Origin of the sequence: Vibrio sp. SCSIO 43155 (assembly GCF_023716605.1) — a bacterium.
GTDB classification, from domain to species: domain Bacteria; phylum Pseudomonadota; class Gammaproteobacteria; order Enterobacterales; family Vibrionaceae; genus Vibrio; species Vibrio harveyi.
Window position 1 is genome coordinate 1,542,177 of record NZ_CP071852.1, and the last position, 12,574, is coordinate 1,554,750.

Annotated in this window: 10 protein-coding genes; 3 read left to right on the forward strand and 7 right to left on the reverse strand. The window is 45.7% G+C overall.

Going from position 1 to position 12,574, the window contains the following annotated elements:
• Positions 1–91 precede the first annotated feature (91 nt).
• From J4N44_RS07020 to J4N44_RS07040, 5 genes are all read right to left on the reverse strand, one after another.
• A complete protein-coding gene (locus tag J4N44_RS07020) occupies positions 92–1,870 on the reverse strand; it encodes an ABC transporter transmembrane domain-containing protein (RefSeq protein WP_005444422.1) in 1,779 nt (592 codons plus the stop codon).
• Entirely contained in the window at positions 1,870–3,612 is a 1,743-nt protein-coding gene (locus J4N44_RS07025) for an ABC transporter transmembrane domain-containing protein (protein ID WP_005444420.1), read from the reverse strand. The genes J4N44_RS07020 and J4N44_RS07025 overlap by 1 nt, the downstream gene beginning before the upstream one ends.
• A gap of 271 nt (positions 3,613–3,883) precedes the next feature.
• The gene (locus J4N44_RS07030) at positions 3,884–4,375 is read right to left on the reverse strand and encodes a type II secretion system protein (protein ID WP_005451816.1); all 492 of its coding nucleotides are present in this window, start codon (positions 4,373–4,375) and stop codon (positions 3,884–3,886) included.
• Positions 4,376–4,604: 229 nt separating this feature from the next.
• Entirely contained in the window at positions 4,605–5,948 is a 1,344-nt protein-coding gene (locus J4N44_RS07035) for a sodium/glutamate symporter (protein WP_252045006.1), read from the reverse strand.
• 427 nt (positions 5,949–6,375) lie between these two features.
• Positions 6,376–7,254: a LysR family transcriptional regulator gene (locus tag J4N44_RS07040; protein ID WP_045488376.1), complete on the reverse strand. Its 879-nt coding sequence runs from the start codon at positions 7,252–7,254 to the stop codon at positions 6,376–6,378.
• Between the two features lie 103 nt (positions 7,255–7,357).
• On the opposite strand from J4N44_RS07040, the gene J4N44_RS07045 reads away from it, so the two are divergent.
• Together J4N44_RS07045 and J4N44_RS07050 are read left to right on the forward strand one after the other, a co-directional pair.
• Positions 7,358–7,645: a putative quinol monooxygenase gene (locus J4N44_RS07045; protein ID WP_045411324.1), complete on the forward strand. Its 288-nt coding sequence runs from the start codon at positions 7,358–7,360 to the stop codon at positions 7,643–7,645.
• A gap of 11 nt (positions 7,646–7,656) precedes the next feature.
• Complete coding sequence (locus J4N44_RS07050; RefSeq protein WP_252045007.1) at positions 7,657–8,634, forward strand: Gfo/Idh/MocA family protein; 978 nt, start codon at positions 7,657–7,659, stop codon at positions 8,632–8,634.
• Positions 8,635–8,718: 84 nt separating this feature from the next.
• Here the strand turns inward: J4N44_RS07050 and J4N44_RS07055 are convergent, their stop codons facing one another.
• Complete coding sequence (locus J4N44_RS07055; RefSeq protein WP_017819464.1) at positions 8,719–9,405, reverse strand: DNA-3-methyladenine glycosylase I; 687 nt, start codon at positions 9,403–9,405, stop codon at positions 8,719–8,721.
• 86 nt (positions 9,406–9,491) lie between these two features.
• On the opposite strand from J4N44_RS07055, the gene J4N44_RS07060 reads away from it, so the two are divergent.
• Entirely contained in the window at positions 9,492–9,686 is a 195-nt protein-coding gene (locus J4N44_RS07060) for a hypothetical protein (protein WP_005377692.1), read from the forward strand.
• Between the two features lie 72 nt (positions 9,687–9,758).
• Here the strand turns inward: J4N44_RS07060 and J4N44_RS07065 are convergent, their stop codons facing one another.
• The gene (locus J4N44_RS07065; protein ID WP_252045008.1) at positions 9,759–12,569 is read right to left on the reverse strand and encodes an Hsp70 family protein; all 2,811 of its coding nucleotides are present in this window, start codon (positions 12,567–12,569) and stop codon (positions 9,759–9,761) included.
• Positions 12,570–12,574: the final 5 nt, after the last annotated feature.

Sequence of the window (12,574 nt, forward strand, 5' to 3'; positions counted from 1 at the left end):
GAACGAGACATCGAGTCGGTTCGCCGGTATTGGGGATAAACAAAAGCCCGCAGTATGACCAACGGGCCTAATGTCTGGGTCTATACACTGTTTAAACAGCTTCCTCAAACTGTTTGTCATCTTCCTCTTCAAGTTGCTGAATATGTCGATTTGCTTGCTGAAGCTGGTACATCTGCGCGTATCGTCCATTGTGTTTTAACAGCGCTTTGTGCGTGCCACTTTCAACCAAATCGCCATGATGCAAAACGATAATCTGATCGGCATCTAAAATAGTCGATAATCGGTGCGCAATGACGACAAGCGTCATATCTTGGCGCAGAACTTCTAAGCTTTTTTGAATCAGAGCTTCAGTACCCGAATCGATGTTCGCGGTTGCCTCATCCAAGATAAGGATTTTTGGTTTAGCCACCAAAACACGCGCCAGCGCAAGCAACTGCTTTTGACCTGCAGAAAGATTCGTTTCGCCTTGTCCAAGTTGTGTGTCTAGACCATTCGGATAACGACGAATTTGTTCTGCCAATCCTACCTTTTCTAGTGCATCCCAAACTTGAGTATCTTCGACCGCTCTACCTAAAGAAATATTTTCTTTTACGCTAGCAGGTAAGATATGCGGGTCTTGTTGAACCATGGCAACGTCTTTACGAAGTACGTCTTTTCCTAGGGACTTTAATGGGCGACCATCGATGCGTAACTCACCGATGTTCGTTGGATAAAAGCCCATCAGTAGTGATGCGAGGGTACTTTTACCACTGCCGGTATGACCAACAAGAGCGATAAAGTCTTGGTGAGCAGCTTTGAGAGAAATGTCTTTCAACACGTCTTGTTTGCCATCGTAGCTGAAAGTGAGGTTGCTCAATTCGATTGCACCCGTTTGGAGTGGGCGGTGATCGTCACCATAGGTTTGTTCTTTCGCATCCATCAACTCGAACACTCGCTCACTCGATACTAATGCTTGCTGAAGTAATGCCAACTGCTGAGTCATTTCAATCAAAGGTTCAGTTACGCGCGCTAAGTAGCTTATGAAGGCATAAAGAACGCCGACACCAATCATTTCTACGCCATTAAAACCAAAGATAGCAACGAGTGAGAGCAGTGCAAGACCCGCGAGTAAATCCATGAGCGGACGCAGTAGGAAGCCGTTCAAACGAATAACTTTCTTTGATGCGACTAAATGATCTGCGGTGAGCCCGTTGAATTGCTTGTTGAATCGTTCTTCTTGCTGCATCAACTGCACTACACTCATGCCTTGAATAGACTCACTCAAGTTGGCGTTAATGTCTGTCAGTAAATCACGCATGTTGCGGTAGCTTTCGGTACTTAGTTTTTTGAACAGGTACATGAAGCCGATAACGATAGGTAGGAGCACTAACACCACGATCGTCAGTTTCCAGCTCATGTAAAACATAACCCCAAGCATTACCAAGATCATCACCGCGTTCTTCACTACCGTCGCGATTAGCAGTTCGTAAAACTGTTGCAGCGATTCCGTGTCGTTGGTGATTCTTGAAACCAACTTACCAGCAGGAGTGTAATCAAACTCGGACAAGGGTTGCTTGATGACGCCAGCGAAAACTTGTTTGCGAATCGTTTTTATTGTGTTGGTCGCCACAATGCTGAACTGCAGCGATTGGAAATATTGAAACGTCGCTGAAATAAGCTGTAATGCGATGTAGCCCGCTGCCAATGAAATCAAAATATCTCGTGAATAATCACCTTTCGCGATGTGTTCATCAATAAAGTATTGAACGAGCCAAGGTCCACCCGCGCTGGCTAACGCGGCTATAAACAGCAGTGCTAAGCCTTTTAACATCGGCTTTGGTTGCGACAATGGGTAAGACAATAACCGTTTAAACGTTGTTGATTGCTTCATTATTCGTCCTCCATTGCTTGTTCTAGTTTTTGATATTGGTACATCTCTGCGTACCAACCTTGCCGCTCAAGAAGCGAGCGATGTTGACCACGTTCTGCGATGTGACCGTGGTTGAGTACGACAATCTCTTCGGCTGCCTCTAACGCAGTGAGGCGATGAGCGATGACGATTAACGCCTGTTCACGGTAGTGCGTCTCTAGGTTCTTTAGTATTTGATGCTCTGTACGCCCATCAACGGCAGATAGAGCGTCATCTAAGACCAGCACTTGTGCATTGAGCAACATGGCACGAGCAATAGCGATACGTTGTTTCTGACCTCCAGAGAGGGTAATGCCTTTTTCGCCCACTTCTGTTTGATAGCCTTCAGGAAACTTCTCAATATCGTCGTGGATACAAGCTAGTTTCGCCGCACGATAAACGTCTTCTTTTGATGCGTCAGGGTTACCTAGAGCGATGTTGTCGAAGATAGATTTAGAGAACAAGAACGGGCTTTGATTGACCACGGCAAAGCGGTTTCGCCATTCTGGTAAGAGTGCGTTTTTGATTTTGATATCACCAAATTGAATCGTACCGTTGTCCATGTCATGTTGACGAAGCAGTAGGGTTAGCAAGGTTGATTTGCCACTACCGACAGGACCTGCAATGCCGAGCATTTTTCCAGGCTCCAAAGTGATGTGAACATCGGTGAGCGCAGCGGGCAGATCTTTTGACCAGTGGAACTCATTAATCTTGATCTGCAAAGGTAATGGATCCGTGCCTAATGGTGTATCGCCACTGATGATTTCTGGCTTCTCATCAAATATTTCTTGTAGGCGATTCCACGCAGCAGAGCCTCGTTCCAGAATATTGAACAAGAACGCGAATGCCAACATCGGCCAGATCATAAGACCTAAGTACATGGTAAATGCGGTCAAATCCCCAAGTGTAATATCACCTTGGTCAACTAAATACGCACCTGATGCCACGCTTAGGAAGAAAGACATGCCAATGGTCAATTGGATTGCTGGGTCAAAACGTGCGTCAACGCGAGCTACCGCGATATTCTTCTCGCCGGTATCATCGACGACATCTTCAAAACGCTTTTGCTCTTGGTTTTCTAACCCAAAAGCTCGCAGCATACGTACGCCATTCAATGATTCTTGAGTCATGTCTGACATTGTGGAGAAAGCTTCTTGTGCGATCTTAAAACGCTTATGCAGAATGCGAACAATGAAAAAGATGATGATCGCGAGGAATGGCATCGGTAAAAGAGCCATTAACGTCAGCTTCCAACTGATTTGTGTCACCATAATAATGAAAACAGCAATACCAGTAATCACCGAATCTGCCGCGGTTAATACGCCTTCACCGGCTGTCATCACGACGTTGCGCACGTCATTGGTACCACGAGCCATCAGGTCGCCAGTTTTGTATCTTTCGAAGAATCGAGGAGGTTGCGTGGATATATGGCGATAGAGTCGGTTACGTAAAATAGTGCCTAATTCCCAACTCGCGCCAAATAACCAGATACGCCACAGAATTCGACAGCCATATATCGCAAAAAATAACGCAATAAGCCCGGTTAACCACATCAGTAAGGTGCTGGTTTCTAGCGTGTTATCAACCACACCATCGACAATAATGCCGACTGCTTTAGGGGGAACAAGCTGAAGGGCTGAAATGACGGCAAACAATAGGATTGACCCCACATATTGTTTCCATTTGAGTTGGAAGTACCAACGCAGCTGCCAGAATATTCTCATTTCGCCTCCTGCTTAAATTATTGAATTTGTTATAGAACTATTATTGAGCGAATTAATGAGTTTACAAGCGGAATTTTTGAGCGAAATGAAAAACAATACAATGTGTCGATTTGGCAGGAACAGTGTGGTTTGCTGCCTTATGTATCGCTGAAAGGTGTGGATGTAACGAGATAATGTGAATTTATTGTTAACTTGGAGTTTTGGAGGGTTTTGGGTTGTTAGGGGATAAAAGCTTCAAAAGTGATACTCTTGAAGCTCATTCCGAGTGGTTTTAGCAGTCTCTAGTTTGAATTCCGTATTTTATTTGACCACCTGATGTTTTCGGGTAGTAAACCTCAACATAACAAAGATGAGAGATATCTACGGGCTTATTAGCGAAGCCAATCAAGAAGTAAGGTTCGTTTTCATCATCTACGCCATACCATCGATTGATAGTCAATTGAGGGTCAAAACCAGCGAGTTCTTGTGCAGGTATTACGTTCTTTATGTATCCGTAATAGCCAATTAAATCCTTAACACCATCGCTATCCAAGTCAATATTCTTGACCTCTCCACCATCGACTTGTTCTTGAGATTGCATGACTGCTTTCGCATAAACTTGATTGTTTGCGGTCATCAAAGCTTCTCTTGCGCCATGTAAGACCGCAATACGGGCGTCTTTTTGGATGTCTAAAAATTTTGGAAACGCCACAACACTTACTATTCCCAGAATGACGATACAAATCACCAATTCTATCAGAGTAAAACCTTTGGAATTACGCACAGCCAACCTCCGAATTTGCTTTTATAGACTGCTATTCTGGAACAAAATTATGGCTGGAAAGGTATTGAAAAAGAATGAAGTTATGCGATGAGTAGTCATGTTCTTATATATAAAACAAATTGCTCATTTTTTTAACTTGAAGTGTGTTTGTTTTTACATAAAAAGTTATTGAGATATCAGTAAGAAAAAGCCCCATTTCAGCTAAAATGAGGCTCGGTAAATCATGTCGTTATGATGGATTCGTTGCGGTCTGTGAGCCTTGTTTGAAAACAAAACGCCAAATGAAAAGAACCATGGCTATGTAAGCTAGACCAACGCCAAGCGTTTGCCAGTGCATGCCGTTATACATCGCGATTGGCATCAAAGATATGATGAAGATGTCAGTGATTGAGCCTGGGACATAAGCGATGGCGTAATCATCAAGTACCTTGCTACGCATCTTTGGATCGACAATACGCAGTAGGGCAATACCCATTGCAACCGTACCCGTCAGCCAACCCCAAGAGAAGATGCCTTTTTCAAACCAATCGTCTCCCATGATGCGTGGAGCCACCCAAAAGATTAACCAAAGTGTGAAACATACGCCGCCAAGAGCTAGTACTACCATAGGCATTAAGTATTGAGCCAAGACGGTAATCTTGATTGCAGAGATACCGAAGATAATCAAATAGTCGGTGCTGATGCCCGCTGCATGTTTGAACGCGCCATCACAAAGGTAACGTGACGCTTTGGTCTGCTTTGCGACAATTCGAACCAACATACCGCCAAGGAACCCGGTTACAAACGTTGGGATCTGCACCTTATCGTGGAAGGAAGATAAATAGTTAGCAGCAACATAGGAGAACGCCGTTACTACAACCACCAATGCGGCGTGAATCGCAAAAGAATCAACCGACAGGGAAGACATAGTGTCTTTCATTACCGGTTCTTGATCATCAGGTTTAACAAGGCCTTTGCGTTCGTGTTCGTCCATGCTATCGAATGTCGTAAAGCTACGAATCCAACCCAGCTTCAATGCGAATTGCAGCATGAGCATGCCGACAGAAATCGAAATGAAGATACCCACGGTTGCGAAGGTTAAACCTAGTGTGAAGCCATCTTCCCAACCAAGCCCCGTGAATATTTCGCCAACAACAGAAGCTGAACCGTGACCGCCCATAAAGCCTGCAGACATTGTCACGCCAAAGCCTGGATTAATCTCTGGCCAGAAGAAGGTAGTGATCGCGAGGCCAAACATTGCTGCAAATAACCACTGTGAAACAGAAGCGATTTGGTTGAATGCCCACAATGAGCCAGCGCGCTGTGCGACGGTCTTAGGTGATGGGACATCAGTTGCCAGACCTAACGCAGAAAAAAGTGCAGCAGTTAATAGGCTTGCGTTAGCGGTAAATGTATCGGTCCAAGGCAGTATGTTTAGCAGGGCTGGTCCAAAAATCAGACCGAATAATCCCGCGAGAACCGCCGATGGAATGTACATACGTTGTAGTAGTGGCGTGTGAACGCGAATGACTTTTGCCAAAATCAATAGTAAGCCAGCAATGGCTAAGTCAGTCAGCATTAGACCTTTAGGCATTTTATCCTCCAGTAAATGCAGTCAAGGGGTAGCGTCCTTGTGACCAACCTTGATTGAAAAATCGCTCCCAACGAAAAAAGTCACATACGTGACCAAAAGTGTTGAGAAATCAATGTCGTTTTCATAAGCAAAGGAATGTGCTTATGCAGTTTGAAATGAGTGCAAATGTCGTGATTACGCACGAACTTGGAGAGAAATTAGATTAAATTTCTCGATGTTATTTTGATAGTTCACTCAGGAAAGGCGGCAATCCTAGTCACTTTGTCAGGGCAATGCAATTGATGGGAATCAATAAATTATGTTCATCAAATGAGCGTTCTGTACTAACAGTATGAAAAATAAAGATAATTAATGATAAATAATATTTGTCATATCGACAATAAAAACTAATTGCTTGGTTAAATTACAGCCGTTTTGTCTGTTTGTATTATTGGCTCACATGAGAAAGAACAAAATCGACGAAGGTGCGATTTTTAAGGGAAAGCTGTTTTGAACGGTAAAGCAGGTGGATCGGCTTTGGCTTGGGAATGTGTGAATGGAGAATTTCTACCAACGCGCCAGACTGGATTTCTTGTTCAACTAAGATCTTTGGTTGTAGAAGAACACCAGAGCCTTTTAACGCGGCAAACTTAAGCACATCACCATTATTAGACGTTAATCGGGTGTTGCTGTTTCCAAAGGTATTAGATGGCATGTTCACCACTTGTTGGCTTTCTCCTTGGTGATACTGAAATCCCAAACAATGATGATGTTCAAGGTCATCAAGCGATTGGATAGGGGCATGTTGCTCAAGGTAAGAGGGTGAGGCGCAGTAAGTCATGTCGTATTCCCCGAGTTTTCTTGCAACTAACGATGAATCGACCAACTCACCAATACGAATAATCACGTCTGCTTCGCTTCGATATGGGTCAATCAAACTGTTATCCAACATTAACTCAACGTTCAGTTCGGGAAATTCTGCTAAGAAGTCAGCCACGATGGGCGCAATCACCCTTTTACCATAGGTAACTGGGCAGTTAACTTTTACTGTTCCAGTTGGGCGGTTGATCAGCGTCTGGATTAGGTTCTCAGCGTTGGTGATGTCTTCAATAATGCGGTGGCACTCTTGATAGTAGAGTCTGCCAGCTTCGGTCAAGGACTGTTTGCGCGTGGTGCGATGAATCAGCTGCGTACCTAAGTTTTGCTCAAGAAAGCTCACGTGTTTGCCAACCATGGTCGGTGAAATGTCAAAGTGGTGTGCGGCGTTACGAAAGCTGCCATGTTCGACCACGTAAGCGAAAACCTTCATGCTTGTTAATTTATCCATTACACACCCAGAGTTGATAAAGAAATAACTAAAGCAGAGTTTATCAATCATATGAGGTTAATTACAGTGGACGTATGATTAAGAGTGGAGAAAGAGATCCATCATGAGCGAGACGATTTTTGTTACCGCCGAACTGGAAATGAATGCCGATAAACCAAGACAACAAGTGGTTGAGGCCATTGAACAATTTTGCCTTGATATGCAGAGCGAAGCTGGGTGTTTGCAAGCGAATGCGACCTACGATTCGAAAGAACCACTGCGTGTGATTCTTTGGGAGCAATATGAAAACCGCGCCGCGATTGAAGCGCATTTTGCTATGCCGCATACACAAGCGTTTATTGCGGCTGAAATGGCGGAGTTAGTTCAAGCATTCGAAACCCAGGCTCAATAGGAGACGTGAACATGAAATGGGGCATTTTAGGCACAAGCTTTATCTCAGGTGTCATGGCTGAGGCAATCCGAGGCGATGACAAGAGCGAGTTGTACGCGGTGGCTGGGCGTTCGGAACGGAACTTGAATGCATTTGCTGAGCAATATGGTATCGAGAATACCTTCAATGATTACGATGCATTGATTGCCGATGAACAAGTCGACATTATTTACATCGCACTGCCAAATCACCTTCATCATGACTTTATCGTCAAAGCGGCAGAGAAAGGGAAAGCGATTCTGTGTGAAAAGTCACTGTCGGTAGACATGGAAAAAACCGAGCTGGCTTTAAAAGCAGTCGAATCGCACAAGGTATTCTTTGCTGAAGGTTTGATGTACTTGCATCACCCGTTTATCAGCGAGTTACTTTCGGTGCTTAAATCGGGAGAGATCGGTGAACTTCGCTCCATCCATACTTCTTATATTGCGTCGATTGCGCAGTTTGTTAATCCAGACAGCAAAGGTGCTTTGTATAATTTAGGTTGCTACCCAATATCATTGGTGCACTTGGTGGTGAAAACCATGTTGGGTGAACAAGCCTTTGGAAACCGCTCTATGACGGCGATTGGTCGACGAGGTAACGATGGGAATATCTGTGAATCGAGCTTGATGATGCAATTCGGTGAGCAACAAACGGCGAGCGTGCATACCGCCGAAGATCACGGATTGAAACACCAATTCACCATTCTGGGTAGCAAAGGCTGTATTACGTTAGACTCGAACCCATGGCTACCAACGCAAGATAACCAGTTTAGTGTGGAAATTTACGAGACGTCGAAGCGTGAAGTGTTTGTACCGGCAACTGGGGACGCTTTCTTCTATCAAGTGCGCACTATTCGCCAAGCGGTTGAGGAGGGGCGTACCTCGTTAGAAAACCCTTGTGCAACATGGGAAGACTCTCACCGCATTATGCAGCTACTGACTGAGTGGGAATCACTGGCTTCAAAGTAAGTCTGTACTTGAACCAATGAACATAAAAACGGCGCACTAAATCCAATGATCAGTGCGCCGTTTGTATTTTGGGTTTAATCTCGGTTAAATGCGATTATCGCCGGTGCTGAACGCAATAACTTGGCTGATTTCAGACAGGCTTCTACCACTTTCTTGTTGCCATTGCACAAACGCTTTGTTGGTGGCGTCGAGCGACTTTTTAGTGTCTTTGCCACCTTCAATGATCTTGCAATTACGCAGGTAAGCCTCGACGTCGCTAGACAAGATAAAGGTATCAACGCCCATTTGGCGAAGTGTGTAAGGGCCGGTATTTCCACCTAGGCGATTACCGTGTTTCTTCAAATATGCCCATAGGTCGGTGATTTTCTCTTGCGGCCAATCGGCAACCATTTTGCCAAACGAGCCGTATTCGATTTTTGCTTCGTGGATCATACGAGCATTAGCAGGGATCGACATGACTTTAGTGAGATGGCGAATGATGCGTTTGTCGGTTGCTTTGGTTTCCCATTGCTCGTCTGACAGCATTAACAAGGGCTCAATCTTAAATCCGAAGAATACTTCTTCGAAGTTCGGCCACTTGTTGCGAACCACGCTCCACGAAATCCCACTTTGGAATACCTTCATCGAAAAAGCGGCCAGCCAACGGTCATCGGGAATCGCTGCCAATTCTTCTTTGCTTAGTGGATGAGACAAAAGCGCTTCAAGTTGATCTTCACCACCTTTACGCTCAGCAGCGCGCTGATAAATCGCGTCAAATTTTTCGATACTCATAAAAGAAGTTAGTCCTAGTTTATGTCGATATTTGCGAAACATACTACGCTTAAGTGGCTGAATCGTAAATTGATGGAGTGTCACAAATGAAGAAGGTCACATTAACGTTTGTCGGAGAAGGTTCGGATCGTATTGCGGAAAAATTCTATGCGTGGATGACGGACGGTGGGTTGGAAGACAGCATGATTGAGAATTTATCTGACCGTGAAATCTCAGTGGTCGGCATCAGTGATATGGATAATGAAACGCGTGATGTGGTGATCAATACGGAAATGAACTAAGTCAGCAAGTAGAATCAGATAAAACAAAGCCCTTCTCATGAAGGGCTTTGTTGCGTTTATAAGCATGGGAGCTTAGTTGTTTACCAGCGTCAGGCCGCTTGGGAGTGCATCACCAAAGATACGCTTCGATTCGCTCTCAGATAGCTCTTTGACTTCTTCAACCAGTGATACCCAAGATTCAGGCACCTTACTTTGCTTCAACTTAGCCAGTACCTGCTCACGGTAATCGTCTGAGATATCGAATAGGCGGTCGCCCGTCTTACGACAAATCATCACGGCTGCGAAAGCGATCATTGGCTCTTTCTGCCAGTTCTGCTCTAATAGCTTAGGCAACCATTGTTCCGCTTGTTCACGAGGAATTACGTTATGCTGGCTGCCATACAAAGGCGTACGCGATGCCAAACGACCCATTGCCCACCAGTGCGCTTGTTCGAATTGGTTATGGTTGATGGCTTTGCTCAAGAACCACGTAGCCAATAGAACTTTGTCTTCGACTTCTAGGTGTTCAAGCGATGCCGCTAATCGAACCATGGATTCATAACCCATGTCTTGCGCCGCTTTGGCTGATTGTGGGTTTTTCATCGCGCCAGGGTGTAGGTATTTCGCGATGTCCGCCAAGATAGTCTCTTGCTGCTCTTGGCTTAAACCACCTGCGATACGACGCCAGAAGACCCACCAGTCAGTCCAACCTTGATGGTTCTTAAACTGAATGTTTTGTTGGTAGAGACCCCAAACTTGCTCAATGCGCCATGAGTCGGTTGGATCGCCAAAGCCCGGACGCAGTGCAAAACCTGCTAAACGAAGCCAGTTTTTCTCGTGCTGTTCAGAGCGGCGGCGACGCTTACGACCTTGTGCAAAGGTATCAAACAGTTGACGTAGGGTCGTGAAATCCCACTCGTCACGTTTGCCCAGTTTCTTCTCAAGATCTTTGGCTAAGGTTTTGATCTCTTTGCTTTCTGCGCTTTTCTTGTTACCGCTGTAAAGGCGAGCGATCAGCTCCTTACATTCGTTCAACTTAGGGTGAAGTTTAACTTGTTCACTGTCGTCGGTTTGCTTGTTACGAACTTCGAATTCCAGCTCCCAACGTTTGTTATCGTCGTCCGCGCTGACACATTCCATCTTAAGCGTGCCGACTTCCGTCAACTGACACGCCAGTTGTACTTCTACGCGCTCTTTTTGGTTGGCTTGCAGTTCGGCGCCTTCACCTTCAAGGGTGGTGATATAAGGTGGCAGAGGAGCAAACAAGTCAGGATCAACGTCAACCATCACACCGTTTTGAATAGCGGTGTTATTGGTTAAGGTGTCGTGGGTAGACGTCAGCAGGTTAAAGCGAACAGGTTCACCTAAGGTAAGCGAGAAACGACGACCACTTAAGCGGATCTCGTGACCTTCTTCTGTACCTTTTGCAAGCAAACAAAGCGCTTTGCCCATCTTGTTCTTTTCTTGAAGATGCAAGAAGTAAGAACGGGCTGCACCACCACCAATTCTAAGCTGTGCACCACGACGTGCTTTACCAAAGGCAACGGCACCCAGCGCAACCGACCAATCTGGATGCGGGTTATCTAATACCGTAACCGGTGCGCCGCGCCAATCGGAAAGGAGGGTAGTGACACGCTCAGTCACAAGCTCACTGTTGAACACACCACCGTTGAGTAGCAAACCGACTGGAATGGCATTTTGTTTGTCGTCTTCGATACCAAGAGCGGCACGAGACACTTGTTGATGCTGAGTTAAGAACTCGGCAACGTGTTTGCTCACTGCTGGGTCAGCGACGTATGGAAGACCAAACTCAACAACGGCGCTGCGGCGTTTGTCTGGCACTTCACTGAAATCAGAAAGCGGGAAGAAGCCATCTAAAGCTATTTGGTGCACTTCTTGTTTGCTAAGTCCAATACTCTTTGTTCCGCCAAGAAGCTTCGAGCCGCTGCCCAGCATGGTGATTTTTACTTCTTCAGGTGCACTCGCTGAAAGTAGGTTTTCTTTCGCCTTGCGAGTTTGCTGAATCAGCTTAGTCAGGCTTGCTGCAGTAAGCTTCTTACTTTGATTGAAGCGACTCTCTGCAAGGTGCGCTAATGCTAAGTCGAGGTTGTCACCACCAAGCATCAAGTGTTCGCCAACGCCAATACGATCAAGGGCTAGCTCATTTTGTGAAGAGAAACTTGCTTCAATCAAGCTTAAGTCGGTAGTACCACCGCCCACATCGCACACCAGAATCAGTGGCAGCTCTTTGAGCTCATCGGCTGCGGTTTGCTGGTGGCGAGCATACCAGTCGTAACATACCGCTTGTGGCTCTTCGAGCAGGACGATTTTTTTCAAACCTGCCAACTCAGCGGCTTCAAGCGTAAGCTTACGAGCGGTTTCATCGAACGATGCAGGAACGGTCACAACCACATCTTGGTCTTCTAGCTTATTGCTAGGGTGACGGTAGTTCCATGCTTGACGAATGTGGTTGAGGTAGCTTGCGCTGGCAATGACGGGAGAGACTTTGCCCACGTCATGCGCGCCAGCCCAAGGAAGAATGTCTGAACTGCGATCCACTGCTTGGTGTGATAGCCAGCTTTTAGCACTGGATACCTGACGTCCTTCTACCTTTGCGCCTAATTCACGAGCCCATTCACCCACGATCACATTACTAATGTCGCCAGATACAGGTTCGTTTTCCCAAGGAAGTGTCAGGTCAGAAGGGGATATTTGACCAATCGCAGGGTGGTAGCGGAAAGAGGGCAGCAGTGGCTTACGAACCACTTCACCCGGACCAATCAATTGGTCGATGTCGAATAGGGATACTTCGGATTGTTCAAGGTTGTCGGTGATTTCACAGTACGCCACCACAGTGTTTGTGGTGCCAAGGTCAATACCAACAAGAAAACGAGGAGATGCCATACAAA